Origin of the sequence: Pseudonocardia kunmingensis (genome assembly GCF_006716445.1) — a bacterium.
GTDB classification, from domain to species: Bacteria; Actinomycetota; Actinomycetes; order Mycobacteriales; family Pseudonocardiaceae; genus Pseudonocardia; species Pseudonocardia kunmingensis.
Map to the genome: position 1 here is coordinate 23,231 of NZ_VFPA01000007.1, position 14,888 is coordinate 38,118.

Below are 14,888 nucleotides of genomic sequence, written 5' to 3' on the forward strand. Positions count from 1 at the left end.
GCGTCACGACCGTCCCGGCAGGTCGCGCGGGTAGGGCTGGGCGAGTGCCTCGGCCTGCAGGTCCGCCAGCTTCTGGATGCCGACGAGCGCGACGTCGAGCATCGCGTCGAGCGTGCTGCGGGTGTAGGTGGCGCCCTCCCCCGTGCCCTGCACCTCGACGAGGGTGCCGGTGTTGGTCGCGACGATGTTCGCGTCCACCTCGGCGCGGGAGTCCTCCTCGTAGGGCAGGTCGAGGCGCACGCGCCCGTCCACCACCCCGACGCTGACGGCCGCGATCTGGCAGGACAGCGGCTTCGGGTCGGCGAGCGCACCGTGGGCACCGAGCCAGGTGACGGCGTCGGCCAGCGCCACGTAGGCACCGGTGATCGCGGCGGTGCGGGTGCCGCCGTCGGCCTGCAGGACGTCGCAGTCCAGCGCGATGGTGTTCTCGCCGAGCGCGGCGAGGTCGATGCACGCCCGCAGCGAGCGGCCGACGAGCCTGCTGATCTCCTGGGTGCGGCCGCCGACGCGGCCCTTCACCGACTCGCGGTCGTTGCGGGTGTTCGTGGCCGAGGGCAGCATCGCGTACTCCGCGGTGACCCATCCCAGCCCGGAGCCCTTGCGCCAGCGCGGCACGCCCTCGGTGACGCTCGCCGCGCACAGCACCTTCGTGTCCCCGAACTCGACGAGCACCGAGCCCGCCGGGTGCTTCTGGAAGCCCCGGGTGATCGTCACCGGGCGGAGCTCGTCGTCGGTCCTGCCGTCTGCGCGTGTCACGCGGCCACCCTATGACCCGGTCGGTTGAACCGACCGCCGCGGTGCGCCGTTGCACAGGACATGTGGGTCATCGACGGCATCCCGCTGCACCCCCTCGTCGTGCACGCGGTCGTCGTGCTGCTGCCGCTGGCCGCGCTGGGCGCCGTCGTGATCGCGGTCAGCCGGTCGTGGCGCCGCACGCTCGGGGTGCCGGTGCTGCTCGTGGGTGTGGCCGGGGTGGCGGCGGTCCCGATGGCGACGACCACCGGCACCCAGCTCTGGACGGCGCTCGGCGGCCACAACCCGCTGATCGACGTCCACGCGCAGCGCGCCTCGTGGCTGCTGCCGGTGGCCCTGGTCTTCCTCGTGCTGCTGGCGGGAGCGGTGCTCACCGAGCGGGCGGCGGCGCGCGCCGAGGCGGGGGCGCACGCCCGGGCGACCACGGCCACCCGCGCGCGGGCCGCCACCGGCCTCGCGGTGCTCGCCGCGCTGGCGGGGCTCGCCGTCACCGCCGTCGTGGTGTGGGTGGGGCACGCCGGCTCGGTGGTCGTCTGGCAGGGGATCGGGCAGTAGGTCAGACGTCGTAGGCCCGGTCGGGCGCCACCAGCTCCACCGGGCCGTCGAACGCCGCCTTCGCCTCGGCCAGCAGGTCCTCGCCGGAGAACCACGCGGGCACGTGAGTGAGCAGCAACCGGCCGACGCCCGCCGCCGCCGCGTGCTCGCCCGCCTGCCGGCCGGACAGGTGCACGCCGGGCGGCTGCTCGCGGTCCGTTCCGGGCACCAGGTGCGGCCAGGTGGCCTCGCACAGCAGCACGTCGGCGCCGCGGGCCAGCTCCACGAGCGACGCGCACGGGCCCGTGTCGCCGCTGTAGACGAGGCTGCGCCCGTCCGCCTCGACCCGCAGCGCGTAGGCCTCGCAGGGATGGTCGACGCGACGGGCGGTGAGCCGCACGCCGGCCACGGTGGCGCTGCCGCCGTCGGTGAGGGGGTGGAAGGTGAAGACGTCGGTGAGGTCGGTCTCGGCCCGCTCGGCGGCGTCGGGCGCGTACGCCGCGGCGAACCGGTCGGGCGCCTCGGCCGGGGCGTGCACCGCGAGCGGGCGCACGGCCGGGTCGTGGGGCGGGCGCGGGTGGTAGCGGCGGTGCACCGCCAGCGCCGAGAAGTCGGCGCAGTGGTCGGGGTGCAGGTGGGAGAAGGCGACGGCGTCGAGGTCCCACGGGTCGAGGTGGCGCTGCAGCGCACCGAGGGTGCCGTTGCCCAGGTCGAGCACGAGGCGCGCTCCCCCGGCCTCGACCAGGTAGCCCGACGCCGGGGAGTCTGGCCCCGGTCCGCTGCCCGAGCACCCCAGCACGATCAGCCGCATGCGCAACGCTAACGCGGCCGGCTCGTGTGCCGCAGCCACCAGAGGCCGATCAGCGGCAGCACCAGCGGGATGAAGCCGTAGCCACGCCCGTAGGCGGACCAGACGGTGTCGTCCGGGAAGTCGCCCTGGTCGAACACGGTGAGCGTGCCGACGACCAGCACCCCGACCAGCTCGAACCCGACCGCGGCCCACGCCAGGCGCCGCGCGCCGGGCCCGTGCCCGGCCAGCCCGATCGTGGCGAGGATGTAGACGACGCCTGCGAGCGCCGACAGCAGGTACGCCAACGGCGCCTCACCGAACCGGGTGGCGATCTGCACGCCGGCCCGCGCGGTGGCCGACAGCGCGAACACCCCGTAGACGGCGATCAGCACCCGCCCCGGCCCGGAGGACGTGGCGCGGGCGGGCTCAGGCACCGGGCACCCAGAGCCCGTCGAGCCGCCAGACGGCGACGGCGGTGGCGATCGCCCCGACCGCGACGACGGCCCCGCCCCACCGCGTCGGCTCGGCGGTGGCGAACTGCGTGGCGATCGGCAGCACGCACACCGACACGACGAGGTAGATGAGGAACGTGCTGGTCTCGGGCAGCGGGGTGCCGCCGAACACCTGGACGGCGGCGATGGCGGCCTGCACCACCAGCAGCGCGACCACCACCCCGACCGCCCGCTTGGTCCACACGTCCGGCGGCCGGTCGATCGCAGTCAGGACCACGCCGTAGACCGCGAGCGCCACGAGCGCGACGAGGACCACGACGACGAGAGCGCCGATCACGCCGCGACGCTACCGGAGGGCGAGGTGCGCGGCGCCGCCCGCCCGCAGACGACGAACGGCACTTTCGTCGGTACCTAGCCGACGAAAGTGCCGTTCGTCGGCAGGGATGGTCTCAGGCGAGCCGGGAGGCCTGCCACCGCGCCGATCTCGGGCCCCAGGAACCGGCGGCCAAGGCGGCGGAAGGGCTCCGGGTCGCCGGTGGCGAGGAAGCGGTGCGGCGCGGGCGGCGGGCCGGCCGGGTCGCGGGCGAGGTCGTGCTCCATGAGGACGCGCACGAGGTCCTTGGCCGTCTCGTCGGCGCTGGAGACGAGCGTGACGTCCGGGCCCGCCACGATCTGCAGCACACCGGCGAGCAGCGGGTAGTGCGTGCAGCCCAGCACCAGCGTGTCGACGCGGGCCTGCTGCAGCGGCGCCAGGTAGCTCTGCGCCAGCCCGAGCACCTGCCGGCCGCTGGTCATGCCGCGCTCGACGAAGTCGACGAAGCGCGGGCACGCCGCGGCCGTGACCTCGACGCCGGCAGCGGCGGCGAAGGCGTCCTGGTAGGCGCCGGAGGCGATCGTGGCGCTGGTGCCGATCACCCCGACCCGCCCGCTGCGCGTGGTGGCCGCGGCCCGGCGCACGGCGGGCCGCAGCACCTCCACGACAGGTACGGGGTAGCGCTCGCGGATGTCGGGCAGGCAGGCCGCGGTCGCGGTGTTGCAGGCGACGACCAGTGCCTTGATCCCCTGCTCCATCAGCGCGTCGCCGACCGCGAGCGCGTGCCGCCGCACCTCGGCGATCTTCAGCGGCCCGTACGGGCCGTGCGCGGTGTCGCCGACGTACACGACCTGCTCCGCGGGCAACTGGTCGATCACCGCGCGGGCGACGGTGAGACCGCCGACCCCCGAGTCGAAGATGCCGATCGGGGCATCGGGATCGGGGGCCACCCCCCGATCCTAAGGACCCCTACGCAGCCCGCCTCGTCCGCCGGTCGGCCCCCGCCACCAGCCGCGCCGCCAGCAACCCGGCCAGCGCCCCGAACAGGTGCGCCTGCCACGACACCCCCGGCTGACCGGGCAGCACGCCGAACAGGATCCCGCCCCAGACGAGGAACAGGCCCACGGCGAGCAGGATCTGCAGCCCGCTGCGGGCGAAGAACCCGCGGGTGAGCAGGAAGACCAGCCAGCCGAAGATCAGCCCGGACGCGCCGATGTGGTAGCCGGACACTCCCGTGAGCCATACGCCGAGCCCGCCGAGCACCCAGATCGTGGCGGTCACCAGCAGGAACTGCCGGAACCCCCCGGCCATTGCGAGGAACCCGAGCACCAGGAACGGCACGGTGTTGGCCATCAGGTGGGCGAAGTCGTCGTGCAGCAGCGGCGACCACAGCACGCCGCCGAGGCTGTCGACCACGAGCGGGCGGATGCCGCCCGCCTCCTCCAGCTGCTCGCCGCTGGCGGTGTCGAGCACCTCGATCACGTACAGCGCCGCGGTGAACACCAGCATGAACAGCGCAGACCGCACCGGCGCGGGCGGCAGCACGCGGGCCATCGAGCGGCGGGGCGCGGGCGCAGGGGCGACCATGCCTCCGAGGTTACGCAGGAGAACGCCTGCGAGCGACAACAGCGTGTGAGCCGCACCACTTCCGGTCGACTCGGCTGAGGCCGCAGCCTCACGCCCAGAGGTGGCCCTCGATGCCCTCGGCCGCTTCGTCCAGCTCCCCGGAGTAGGCACCGGTGGACAGGTACTTCCACCCGGCGTCGGCGATGATGATCACGATGTCGGCGCTCTCCCCCGCCCCCGCGGCCTTCTCCGCGACGGCCAGCGCGGCGTGCAGGATCCCGCCGGACGAGATGCCGGCGAAGATGCCTTCCTGCTCCACGAGCTGGCGGGTGCGGCGCAGGGCGTCGTGGGAGCCGACGGAGTAGCGCGCCGTCAGCACGTCGGCGTCGTACAGCTCGGGGACGAAACCCTCGTCGAGGTTGCGCAGGCCGTACACCAGCTCGCCGTAGCGCGGCTCGGCCGCCACGATCTGGACGTCCGGCTTCTGCTCGCGCAGGTAGCGACCGGTGCCCACGAGGGTGCCGGTGGTGCCCAGGCCCGCCACGAAGTGCGTGACCGTGGGCAGGTCGCGCAGGATCTCCGGGCCGGTGGTGCGGTAGTGCGCGTCGGCGTTGGCCGGGTTGCCGTACTGGTAGAGCATCACCCAGTCCGGGTGCTGCGCCGCCAGCTCCTTGGCCATCGCGACGGCCTGGTTGGAGCCGCCCGCCGCGGGCGAGGAGATGATCTTCGCGCCGTACATCTCCAGCAGCTGGCGCCGCTCGAGCGACGTGTTCTCCGGCATCACGCAGACCAGCGAGTAGCCCTTGAGCTTGCACGCCATCGCCAGCGAGATGCCGGTGTTGCCCGACGTCGGCTCGAGCACCGTGCAGCCGGGCGTGAGCACGCCGTCCGCCTCGGCCTTCTCGATCATGGCGAGCGCGGGCCGGTCCTTGATGGATCCGGTGGGGTTGCGGTCCTCCAGCTTCGCCCACAGCCGCACGTGGGGGGCGGGCGAGAGCGACGGCAGGCCGACCAGCGGGGTGTCTCCGACGGCCTGCAGCAGGGAGTCGTACCGAGCCATGGCGTCTCCTCGGACGGGCTCGGGGTGGGCCGGGACGCGCCCGGCCCGTCCCCGATCAGCGCATGCCGCCGGCGACGGCCGGCAGGATCGTGACGTTGGAGTTCTCGCCGACGGGCGCCTCCAGGCCGCCGGCGAAGCGCACGTCCTCGTCGTCGACGTAGATGTTCACGAACCGGTGCAGGTTGCCGTTGTTCACGAGCCGGCCGGCGATGCCGCCGTGGCGGGCCTCGAGGTCGTCGATCACCTCGGCGACGGTGCTGCCCTTGGCCTCGACGGACTTCTCGCCGCCGGTGTGGGTGCGCAGGATGGTGGGGATGGACACGGTGACGGCCATGCGGATGCTCCAGGTGGTGTTCGGTCGTGGCGGGCGGACGCGACGTCAGGCGTGGTCCGGGACGTCATCGGCCCCGGTGTGCGAGAACATGTAACTCTCCACGACCTCGACGTCTTCCTCGGTGACCACACCGTCCACGATCCGGAACGACCGGAACTCGTGCGTGCCGGGCTCGCGCGTCGACACGAGCACGTAGTGCGCCTCGGGCTCGGAGGCGTAGGAGATGTCGGTGCGCGACGGGTAGGCCTCCGTGGCGGTGTGCGAGTGGTAGATCACCACGGGCACCTCGTCGCGGGAGTCCATGTCGCGGTAGAGCCGCAGCAGGTCGCCCGAGTCGAACTCGTAGAACGTGGGCGAGCGGGCGGCGTTGAGCATGGGGATGAACCGCTCGGGGCGGTCGGAGCCCTCGGGTCCGGCGATGACGCCGCACGCCTCGTCGGGGTGGTCCCGGCGGGCGTGGGCGACGATCTCGTCCACGAGATCGGCTCGGATCACCAGCACGCCGTCCAGCCTACGTTCCGGAACGGCGGAGGTGCACCCCGTCGGACGCGCCTCACACCTGCGCCGCCTAGCGGATCTGCATCCGCGACTGCACGAGCGCGTCCTGCACGAACGTGAGCCAGTGGTAGACGCCGAGGTGGGCCGAGCGCGGATCGTCGGGCCCGAGGTCCTCGGGCATGTCCTCGCTGACGTCCAGGGCGGTGCCGAGCGCGAGCCGCACGTCGTTGAGCGCGGCGAGCCAGGCGTCGGCCTGCTCCGGGGTGAGCTCGACGCGGCCCCCGTCGTCGGGGAGGGTCTCCAGCACGAGCGCGGCCGCCGCGTCCTTCGCCTCGATCAGCTCCGGCTCGTGCAGGGACCGCATCCCGGCGGCGAGGTCGGCGTCCTCGGTGGTGAAGTCGGGCAGCAGCCGGGCCAGCACGCGGTCGTCGGGCCGGCTGGACGGGCCCGTGCGCATCCCGGTGAGCACTGCCAGCTCGTCGGCGGGGTTGTCGGCGCTGCGGCCGGCGAGCATCTGCCGGACCTCGCCGACCAGGCCGCGCAGCACGGCGGCCTCCTGCGGGTCGAGCGACGCGACCAGGCGCGCCTTGGCGCCGCGGCCGGACCTCTTCCAGCCGTTCACTGTGCCATGCCCTTCATGAGCGCTGCATGGTGGCCCACAGGCCCGCGGCGTGCAGCTTCGCGACGTCCGCCTCGATCTTGTCCTTGTCCCCGGACGACACCGCGGCCTTCCCCTTGTGGTGGACGTCGAGCATCAGCGCGGTGGCCTTGGGCTCCGGGTACCCGAACAGCTTCTGCAGCACGTAGGTGACGTACGACATCAGGTTGACGGGGTCGTTCCACACGATCGCCTGCCAGGGGACGTCGGCCGTCGAGTCCTCGGCGACGTCCTGCTCCACCTGGCGCGTGGGTGCGGGTAGCGGCGCGGCCATGGTCTCCATGGTGACACCTCCCCCGTTCGGGGCGCACGGCACATAGGCTTCGGACCATGACTGGCAGTCCGTCGTCGGCCGGGGTGTCCACCGCCCTGTTCACCGACCGGTACGAGCTGACGATGGCGGCCGCGGCGCTCGCCGACGGCACCGCGCAGCGGCACTGCGTGTTCGAGGTCTTCGCCCGGCGCCTGCCCGAGGGGCGCCGCTACGGCGTGGTGGCCGGCACCGGGCGCCTCCTGGAGTCGATCGCGCGGTTCCGGTTCGGCGAGGAGGAGCTGGCGATGCTCGCCGACGTCGTCGACGACGCCACGCTGTCCTGGCTGGCCGACTACCGCTTCTCCGGCGACGTCGACGGCTACCCGGAGGGCGAGCTGTACTTCCCGGGCTCCCCGATCCTGACCGTCACGGGCACGTTCGCCGACGCGGTGCTGCTGGAGACCCTCGCGCTGTCGATCCTCAACCACGACAGCGCGGTCGCCTCCGCCGCGGCGCGGATGGTGACGGCCGCGGCCGGCCGCCCGATCATCGAGATGGGGTCGCGGCGCACCCACGAGGCCGCCGCCGTCGCCTCGGCGCGGGCCACCTACCTCGCCGGGTTCACGACCACCTCCAACCTCGAGGCCCAGCGCCGCCACGGGATCCCCACCGCGGGCACCGCCGCGCACGCCTGGGTGCTGCTGCACGACGACGAGCTGTCGGCGTTCACCAGCCAGGTGAAGGCCCTCGGGCCGGACACCACGCTGCTCGTCGACACCTACGACATCCGCCGCGGCGTCGAGCTCGCGGTCGAGGCCGCCGGCACCGGGCTCGGCGCGATCCGGATCGACTCGGGCGACCTGGGCGAGCTGGCCCGCCAGGCCCGCGACCAGCTCGACGCGCTGGGAGCCCGGGACACCAAGATCGTGCTGTCGGGTGACCTCGACGAGTACGCGATCGCCTCGCTGCGCGCCGAGCCCGTCGACTCCTACGGGGTCGGCACCTCGGTCGTCACCGGCTCGGGCGCGCCGACCGCCGGGATGGTCTACAAGCTCGTGGAGGTCGACGGGCGACCGGTGGCCAAGCGCAGCTCGTCGAAGGAGTCGCGCGGCGGCCGCAAGTCGGCGGTGCGCCGGTACAAGCCGACCGGCACCGCCATCGAGGAGGTCGTCCACCCCGCGGACGCCGACGTGGCGGTCGGGCCGCACGACCGCGTCGTCCCGGTGCCACTGATCCGCGGCGGGGAGCAGGTGGCGGGGCTGCCGACGCTCGAGCAGTCCCGCGAGCACCTGCGCGCCGCACTGGTGTCCGTGCCGTGGGAGGGGCTCAAGCTCTCCCGCGGCGAGCCGGCACTGCCCACCGTGTTCGAAGGGATGTGATCGCGTGCGCGCGCTCATCGTCGTCGACGTGCAGAACGACTTCTGCGAGGGCGGTTCCCTCGCCGTGACCGGCGGGGCCGCGACGGCGGCCGCGATCTCGGGGTGGATGCGGGAAGGCGGGTACGACCACGTGGTCGCCACCCGCGACCACCACGTCGACCCCGGGGCGCACTTCTCCGACACCCCCGACTTCGTCGACAGCTGGCCGCCGCACTGCCGCACGGGCACACCCGGGGCGTCGTTCCACCCGGAGCTGGACGTGGCGCCGCTCGAGGCCGTGTTCAGCAAGGGCGAGCACGAGGCCGCCTACTCGGGGTTCGAGGGCACGGACACGGCGGGCACGGGCCTGGCCGACTGGCTGCAGGCTCGCGGCGTGGACGCGGTGGACCTGGTCGGCATCGCCACCGATCACTGCGTGCGCGCCACCGCGCTCGACGCGGTCGCGGCCGGGTTCACCACCACCGTGCTGCTCGACCTGTGCGCAGGTGTGGCGCCGGAGAGCACGGAGCGGGCGCTGGAGCAGCTGCGCGCCGCGGGAGTGACGCTGGCGTAGCACATCGGCTACAGTCCTCGCATGAGCGAGATCGCCCTGCGCGAGCTGCGCAACAACACCAGTGACGTGTTGCGGCGGGTCGAGGACGGCGAGGAGATCGACGTGACGGTGAACGGCCGGGCCGTCGCCCGGCTGGTACCGCTGCCCCGGCGCCGGCCATACCTGACATGGGACGAGATCGTCGCGAACCAGGCTGATCCTGGCATGCTCGACGATCTGCGCGAGATCCTCGGAGACGAGACCACCGACGATATGAAGGACCCGTGGGAACGACACTCTCGCTAGGTGACACGTCGGTCTTCGTCGCAATCGAGAACAACCGACCGCTCCGTGCCGAGCCGCCCCGCCGGCTCGTCGTCTCGATGATCACGATCGGCGAGCTGCGGGCCGGAGTCCTCGCTGCCATCGACTCCACCACTCGGGCAAATCGGCTGCGGAGTCTGGCGAAGGCACTGGAGGTGGAACCGCTGCCGGTCGACGACCGTGTCGCCACCGCATGGGCCGAGATGCGGACGCAGCTTCGGGAGTCGGGGCGCCGGCTCGGTGCGAACGACTCCTGGATCGCCGCCACCGCGATCGCCCACGGCCTGCCGCTCGTGACCCAGGACCGTGATTACGACGGCGTCCCCGGCCTGACCGTCGTCGCCCTCTAGCGCCGGCGCACCGGCCGTGAGTGGATACAGGTGTCGGGGCACCCGTACCCACTCACGACCAGGGGCGATCAGACGGAGCGCATCCGGAAGGGCTCCAGGAGCGCTCCGAGGTCACCGACGACGCCGTCCTCGTCGAGCACCCGGTGCGAGCCGACGGCGTCGGCCAGGCCGATGCAGCGCGGGCCGTCGAACAGGCCGCAGGCGTAGCGGGCGGTGGTCTCGTCGAGCTCGACGACGCCGACGCGCAGCTGGTAGATGCCCGGGTAGCGCACCTCGTCGAGGTACTGCACGGAGAGCGAGCTCGGCGCGAGCCCGTCGAGCGGTCCGCCGGTCGGGTAGCCGAGGACGTCGGTGTGCAGCTCGGCGAGGCCGTCGAGGTACCAGCCGGCCAGGGCGACGTTGTTGACGTGGCGGTTCGTGTCAAGGTCGCCGAACCGGGTGCGCACGTCGAGCCGGAACGGGTAGGCCTCGCGCACGCGCCGGGCCGGGTCGAGCTCGGGACGCGCCGCCGCCGGGCCGTCCACGCGCAGCTCCTCGAGCGCCGCGAGGGCGGACGCGGGCAGCGGCGCCGGGCGGCCGTGCGCCGCGTGCACGCTGACGGACTCGCCGGTGGCCACGCACTCGTCGTCGGCGAAGACCGCGTACGAGTAGGCGAACGAGGACGTCCCGACGTGCGTGACACCGAGACCGATGCGGTAACTCCCGGCGACACGCAGCGGGGCCAGCACGTCGACCCGCACCGAGGCGAGCAGCAGCTGCGCCCGCGCGGGCAGGTCCGCCCCGAACCGGGTGCGCTCGACGGAGACGCGGGCGTCCTCGAACCACCGCACGAGGGCGTCACGACCGATGCGACGGCTCGGGTCGAGGTCGCTGTAGCGGGCGTCGTGCTCCAGCAGCACGGGGTAGGACGACGGGGGGAGCAGTAGTTGGGTGGATGTCACCAGACCCATGATGGCGTCGCCGTCGCTCCGGTGGGTGACGGGAAGTTGTTCATCACGTGTGAACCTCGCTACGACGAGATCGGTGGTTCCGGCCCGGGGCCCGGGACGCTGCGGGTAACCTCCCGTCGTGCCCACCGCGACCCAGATCCCCGGCGTTGCGGAACTGCTGGAGGCGGCGGTCACCGCCGTCGGCGGGCAGCGGCGCGAGGGGCAGGACGCGATGGCGCAGGCCGTCCGCAAGGCCCTCACCACCGGCGAGCACGTCGCCGTGCAGGCCGGCACCGGCACCGGCAAGTCGCTCGCCTACCTGGTGCCCGCCATCCACCACGCGGCCGCCAAGGGCACCACGGTCGTCGTCTCCACGGCCACCATCGCGCTGCAGCGCCAGCTCGTCGACCGCGACCTCCCCCGACTCGCGAAGGCGCTGAAGCCGCTGCTCGGCCGCACGCCCACGTTCGCGATCCTCAAGGGCCGCCGCAACTACCTGTGCCTGAACAAGCTGCACGGCGGTGACGACACCGACCCGGGCGACGAGCTGTTCGACCCGTTCGCGATCTCGGCGATGGGCCGCCAGATCAAGCGGCTGCACGAGTGGGCCGACACCACGGAGAAGGGCGACCGCGACGAGCTCGTGCCCGGCGTGCCCGACTCCACGTGGCGGCAGGTGTCGGTCACCGCGCGCGAGTGCCTCGGCGCCGCCAAGTGCCCCGTGGGCGAGGACTGCTTCGCCGAGAAGGCCCGCGCCGAGGCCGGCAAGGCCGACATCGTCGTCACCAACCACGCCCTGCTCGCGATCGACGCCCTCGAGGGCCGCCCGGTGCTGCCCGAGCACGACGTCGTGGTCGTCGACGAGGCGCACGAGCTCGTCGACCGGGTCACCGGGGTGGCCACGAACGAGCTCACCGCCGGGATGATCAGCGCCACCGCGCGGCGCCTGGGCAAGCTCGTCGACCAGGCGGTCGCCGACCGGCTCGCGGAAGCGGGTGAAGGCCTCGGGATGGTGCTGGAGGACCTGCCGCCGGGCCGCTGGGACTCGTTGCCCCGCGCGGCGGCCGGCGCGCTCTCGGCCGTCCGCGACGCGGCCGGCTCCTGCAAGCAAGCGCTGGGGTCCGATCGCCGGGAGGACCCGGAGGCCGCCGCCGGTCGCAAGATCGCCCAGGCCTCGCTGGACGAGGTGGCCGACACCGCGGTACGCCTGCTCGGCGCGTTCGAGGAGGACGACCCGGCCAAGCGGCGCGACGTGGTCTGGCTGGCCGAGCACGGCCCCGACGGCGCGCGCCACAAGGGGCTGCACGCCGCCCCGCTCTGGGTGGGCGGGCTGCTGCGGGAGCGACTGTTCGGGCGCTCCACCGTCGTGCTGACGTCCGCCACCCTCGCGCTGGGGGGCAACTTCGACGCCCTCGCGCGGCAGTGGGGGCTGCCGCCGGAGAAGGCAGCGGCAGACTCCACCGACCCGGTGCCGGACCCGGATGCACCGAAGTGGTCCGGCCTCGACGTCGGCTCGCCGTTCATGCACGCCAAGAGCGGCATCCTCTACGTGGCCAAGCGGCTCCCCCCGCCGGGGCGCGACGGCCTGCCGCCCTCCTACCTGGACGAGATCGCCGGGCTCGTCGAGGCCGCGGGCGGACGCACGCTGGGCCTGTTCTCCTCGATGCGCGCGGCGAAGCAGGCCACCGAGGCGCTGCGCGGGCGGCTGGACACCCCCCTGCTGTGCCAGGGCGAGGACTCCACGATGCAGCTGGTCAAGAAGTTCGCCGAGGACGAGGCCACGTCCCTGTTCGGCACGCTGTCGTTGTGGCAGGGCGTCGACGTGCCCGGGCCGTCGCTGTCCTGCGTGATCATCGATCGGATCCCGTTCCCCCGGCCCGACGATCCCCTCGTCGCCGCCCGCCAGCGCGCCACCGACGCCCGCGGGGGCAACGGCTTCCTGTCGGTCTCGGCCACCCACGCGGCCCTGCTGCTCGCGCAGGGCGCCGGGCGCCTGCTGCGCGGGATGGACGACCGCGGCGTCGTCGCGATCCTCGACTCCCGCCTGGCCACCGCCCGCTACGGCGGCTTCCTGCGCGCGAGCCTGCCGCCGTTCTGGGCCACCGAGGACCGGGAGAAGGTGCACGGCGCCCTGCGCCGGCTGCGCGGAGCCTGAGCCCTATCGAACGGGAGTGCCGCTCGTTCGGGACGAAGACCGGCCGGCCAGCGCGGTCGCCAGCAAGCTCTGCAGCTGCCGTTGTTGTCCCGCGTCCAGCGCGGCGAGCGGCGAGTGCTGCTCCACGTGCTCCAGGATCCTGCGGCGGACGGCCTCGCCCGCCGGCGTGAGCACGAGCGTCCGCACCCGGCCGTCGCCGGGGTGGGGGCGGCGCTCGGCGATCCCCTTCTCCTCGAGCCGGTCGCTGAGCAGCGTGACGTTGGACGGGTCGCAGTGCAGCCGGCCGGCGAGCTGCCGCAGCGGCACCGGGTCGGCGTCGGGGTCGAGCAGCCACACGAGGTTGGCCAGTGGCGTGGTGAGGCCGAGCTCACCCACGGCGTCCTGCAGGTCCTCGGCGACCGCCGTGGCCAGGTGGAGCACCTGCTCGACGAGGACGGGGACGGGCTCGACACCGGACACGGCCCGAGCCTAGCTTGACAATCTCCTTGAAGTTCTCAAGCATCTCCTTGAGAGCCTCAAGCATAGGAGAGCACATGAGCATCTGGGACCTGAGCGCCGTCCCCGACCAGCACGGCCGCCGCATCGTCGTGACCGGGGCCGGCAGCGGGCTGGGCCTCGTCGTCGCGCGCGAGCTCGCGAGCCGTGGGGCGCACGTCGTGATGGCGGCCCGCGACGTCGCGAAGGCCGGCCGGCACCGCGACGCCCTGCGGGCCGAGCACCCGGCGGCCACCGTGGACGTCCGGCCGCTCGACCTGCTCGATCTGGATTCCGTCCGAGCCTTCGCCGCCGACGTGGCGGCCGAGCCGGTCGACGCGCTGCTGAACGTCGCCGGCATCGCGGGCGCACCGCTGCGCCACGATGCGCACGGTCGCGAGAGCCACTTCGCGACCAACCACCTCGGCCACTTCGCGCTCACGACACTGCTGCTCGACGCGCTCGGCCGGGGACGGGAGCCGCGCGTCGTCACCGTCTCGTCGGGGCTGTACCGGGTCGGTCGGCTGGACCTCGACCGCGATGACCACCTGACGGGCGGGGCCCGCTACACCTCCACGCGCGCGTACGCGCGCTCGAAGCTCGCGAACGTGCTCTTCGGGCTGGAGCTCGACCGGCGGCTGCGCGCCGCGGGCTCCCCGATCCGCAGCCTGCTCGCCCACCCGGGGATCGCCCGGACCCCGATGAACACCGCTCCGCGCGACAAGCTGCTCGAACGCATCGTCGCATCCGTCGTCGGCCGGGTGGCCCGCACGGCGGAGCAGGGCGCCCTGCCCATCCTGTACGCCGCGACGGCACCCGGCCTGGCCGGCGGCACGTTCGTCGGCCCGCACACCGAGTTCCGCGGACCGGTGCGCGTGGAGCACCTGCCGATCCGCCGGCCGGCGGACGACCGGCGGCTGGCCGAACGGCTGTGGGCGGAGTCGGAGGAGCTCACCGGCATCCGGTCCGCACTGCTCTCGTCGAGCGCCGGGTGAGACCGAGTGCGCCGGTAACCGCGACGGTGATCGCCACCGGCTCGCCGCGGACCCGCGTTGATCGCGAGTATCGGTTGTGCGCCACGAGGCGCTGTTGGTTCGGATGGAGGTGGGAGACCTTCGTGGCCCTGTCGTCGTAGCGGTGGGGTGAAGCTGGCGGCAGCCTGATCCGGGGATCGCCGGGGAGGGTGGGAGCAGCCGCGACAAAGTCGGGACGGCTCAGGACTGCCGGATGGGCCGGGCCCGGTGAGCGAGACGAGAAGGTATACGAGAGAAACCAGCGCTATTACGCCTCTTGACTCGCGGCCAGCTCGAAATCCGGTGGATATGGGCTGGGGTGCGGCGCGTACTCGGCTGCCGGTCGTGTCCCGGCGGGTGAGGAACTCCCGGCTGGTATGGCCGTGCCGGGTCCGGGAGGCCATGGTGAATGTCTACGGCGTAGCCGTGGCGATGCCGCAGGGGTACAGCTGGGTGCCTCACTCGTCGACCGAGCAACAGTGAACGTGGGAACCATCCGTGCGACGTTCCAGCAGGGTGCG

General features: G+C 73.4%; 20 protein-coding genes. 7 read left to right on the top strand and 13 right to left on the bottom strand.

Annotated elements, in window-relative coordinates:
• Positions 1 to 3: 3 nt before the first annotated feature.
• Positions 4 to 756 (bottom strand): ribonuclease PH, encoded by a 753-nt coding sequence (gene rph, locus FB558_RS39020; protein ID WP_142063496.1) that lies wholly within the window; start codon positions 754 to 756, stop codon positions 4 to 6.
• Between the two features lie 60 nt (positions 757 to 816).
• Between rph and FB558_RS39025 the strand changes: the two genes are divergently transcribed.
• Positions 817 to 1,308: a DUF2231 domain-containing protein gene (locus FB558_RS39025; protein ID WP_142063499.1), complete on the top strand. Its 492-nt coding sequence runs from the start codon at positions 817 to 819 to the stop codon at positions 1,306 to 1,308.
• Between the two features lies 1 nt (position 1,309).
• Here FB558_RS39025 and FB558_RS39030 read toward each other — a convergent pair whose 3' ends face one another.
• From FB558_RS39030 to clpS, 10 genes are all read right to left on the bottom strand, one after another.
• Positions 1,310 to 2,098: an MBL fold metallo-hydrolase gene (locus FB558_RS39030; protein ID WP_142063502.1), complete on the bottom strand. Its 789-nt coding sequence runs from the start codon at positions 2,096 to 2,098 to the stop codon at positions 1,310 to 1,312.
• 8 nt (positions 2,099 to 2,106) lie between these two features.
• Positions 2,107 to 2,511: a hypothetical protein gene (locus FB558_RS39035; RefSeq protein WP_170231764.1), complete on the bottom strand. Its 405-nt coding sequence runs from the start codon at positions 2,509 to 2,511 to the stop codon at positions 2,107 to 2,109.
• A complete protein-coding gene (locus tag FB558_RS39040; protein ID WP_142063505.1) occupies positions 2,504 to 2,866 on the bottom strand; it encodes a hypothetical protein in 363 nt (120 codons plus the stop codon). The genes FB558_RS39035 and FB558_RS39040 overlap by 8 nt, the downstream gene beginning before the upstream one ends.
• A gap of 74 nt (positions 2,867 to 2,940) precedes the next feature.
• Positions 2,941 to 3,792 carry a glutamate racemase gene (gene murI / locus FB558_RS39045; protein WP_142063508.1) on the bottom strand — a complete coding sequence of 284 codons (852 nt, stop codon included), beginning with the start codon at positions 3,790 to 3,792 and terminating at the stop codon, positions 2,941 to 2,943.
• Positions 3,793 to 3,811: 19 nt separating this feature from the next.
• Positions 3,812 to 4,429 carry a rhomboid family intramembrane serine protease gene (locus FB558_RS39050; RefSeq protein ID WP_211367173.1) on the bottom strand — a complete coding sequence of 206 codons (618 nt, stop codon included), beginning with the start codon at positions 4,427 to 4,429 and terminating at the stop codon, positions 3,812 to 3,814.
• Between the two features lie 88 nt (positions 4,430 to 4,517).
• Positions 4,518 to 5,468, bottom strand: a complete 951-nt coding sequence (locus FB558_RS39055) for a PLP-dependent cysteine synthase family protein (protein WP_142063511.1) — start codon at positions 5,466 to 5,468, stop codon at positions 4,518 to 4,520.
• 55 nt (positions 5,469 to 5,523) lie between these two features.
• Positions 5,524 to 5,802, bottom strand: coding sequence for a MoaD/ThiS family protein (locus tag FB558_RS39060; protein WP_142063514.1), 279 nt, complete (start codon positions 5,800 to 5,802; stop codon positions 5,524 to 5,526).
• Between the two features lie 45 nt (positions 5,803 to 5,847).
• Positions 5,848 to 6,303, bottom strand: a complete 456-nt coding sequence (locus FB558_RS39065) for a M67 family metallopeptidase (RefSeq protein WP_425468155.1) — start codon at positions 6,301 to 6,303, stop codon at positions 5,848 to 5,850.
• A gap of 67 nt (positions 6,304 to 6,370) precedes the next feature.
• On the bottom strand, positions 6,371 to 6,922 hold the full coding sequence (locus FB558_RS39070; RefSeq protein WP_142063521.1) for a DUF2017 domain-containing protein: 552 nt from the start codon (positions 6,920 to 6,922) through the stop codon (positions 6,371 to 6,373).
• A 13-nt stretch (positions 6,923 to 6,935) separates the two neighbouring features.
• The gene (clpS, locus tag FB558_RS39075; protein WP_142064324.1) at positions 6,936 to 7,232 is read right to left on the bottom strand and encodes an ATP-dependent Clp protease adapter ClpS; all 297 of its coding nucleotides are present in this window, start codon (positions 7,230 to 7,232) and stop codon (positions 6,936 to 6,938) included.
• A 56-nt stretch (positions 7,233 to 7,288) separates the two neighbouring features.
• On the opposite strand from clpS, the gene FB558_RS39080 reads away from it, so the two are divergent.
• From FB558_RS39080 to FB558_RS39095, 4 genes are read left to right on the top strand one after another with little or no spacing between them, the layout of a single operon-like run.
• On the top strand, positions 7,289 to 8,590 hold the full coding sequence (locus FB558_RS39080) for a nicotinate phosphoribosyltransferase (protein WP_142063523.1): 1,302 nt from the start codon (positions 7,289 to 7,291) through the stop codon (positions 8,588 to 8,590).
• A 4-nt stretch (positions 8,591 to 8,594) separates the two neighbouring features.
• The gene (locus FB558_RS39085; protein ID WP_142063526.1) at positions 8,595 to 9,143 is read left to right on the top strand and encodes a nicotinamidase; all 549 of its coding nucleotides are present in this window, start codon (positions 8,595 to 8,597) and stop codon (positions 9,141 to 9,143) included.
• Between the two features lie 21 nt (positions 9,144 to 9,164).
• A complete protein-coding gene (locus FB558_RS39090) occupies positions 9,165 to 9,428 on the top strand; it encodes a type II toxin-antitoxin system Phd/YefM family antitoxin (protein WP_142063529.1) in 264 nt (87 codons plus the stop codon).
• On the top strand, positions 9,407 to 9,796 hold the full coding sequence (locus FB558_RS39095; protein ID WP_142063532.1) for a type II toxin-antitoxin system VapC family toxin: 390 nt from the start codon (positions 9,407 to 9,409) through the stop codon (positions 9,794 to 9,796). Before FB558_RS39090 ends, FB558_RS39095 begins: the two co-directional genes overlap by 22 nt.
• 68 nt (positions 9,797 to 9,864) lie before the next feature.
• Here FB558_RS39095 and FB558_RS39100 read toward each other — a convergent pair whose 3' ends face one another.
• Positions 9,865 to 10,737, bottom strand: coding sequence for an acyl-[acyl-carrier-protein] thioesterase (locus FB558_RS39100; RefSeq protein ID WP_170231765.1), 873 nt, complete (start codon positions 10,735 to 10,737; stop codon positions 9,865 to 9,867).
• 127 nt (positions 10,738 to 10,864) lie between these two features.
• Here FB558_RS39100 and FB558_RS39105 point away from each other — a divergent pair, with 127 nt between their 5' ends.
• Complete coding sequence (locus FB558_RS39105) at positions 10,865 to 12,880, top strand: ATP-dependent DNA helicase (RefSeq protein WP_142063537.1); 2,016 nt, start codon at positions 10,865 to 10,867, stop codon at positions 12,878 to 12,880.
• Between the two features lie 3 nt (positions 12,881 to 12,883).
• Here the strand turns inward: FB558_RS39105 and FB558_RS39110 are convergent, their stop codons facing one another.
• Positions 12,884 to 13,339, bottom strand: a complete 456-nt coding sequence (locus tag FB558_RS39110; RefSeq protein WP_142063540.1) for a MarR family winged helix-turn-helix transcriptional regulator — start codon at positions 13,337 to 13,339, stop codon at positions 12,884 to 12,886.
• A 74-nt stretch (positions 13,340 to 13,413) separates the two neighbouring features.
• Between FB558_RS39110 and FB558_RS39115 the strand changes: the two genes are divergently transcribed.
• A complete protein-coding gene (locus FB558_RS39115) occupies positions 13,414 to 14,349 on the top strand; it encodes an SDR family NAD(P)-dependent oxidoreductase (RefSeq protein ID WP_142063543.1) in 936 nt (311 codons plus the stop codon).
• The last annotated feature ends 539 nt before the right edge of the window (positions 14,350 to 14,888 follow it).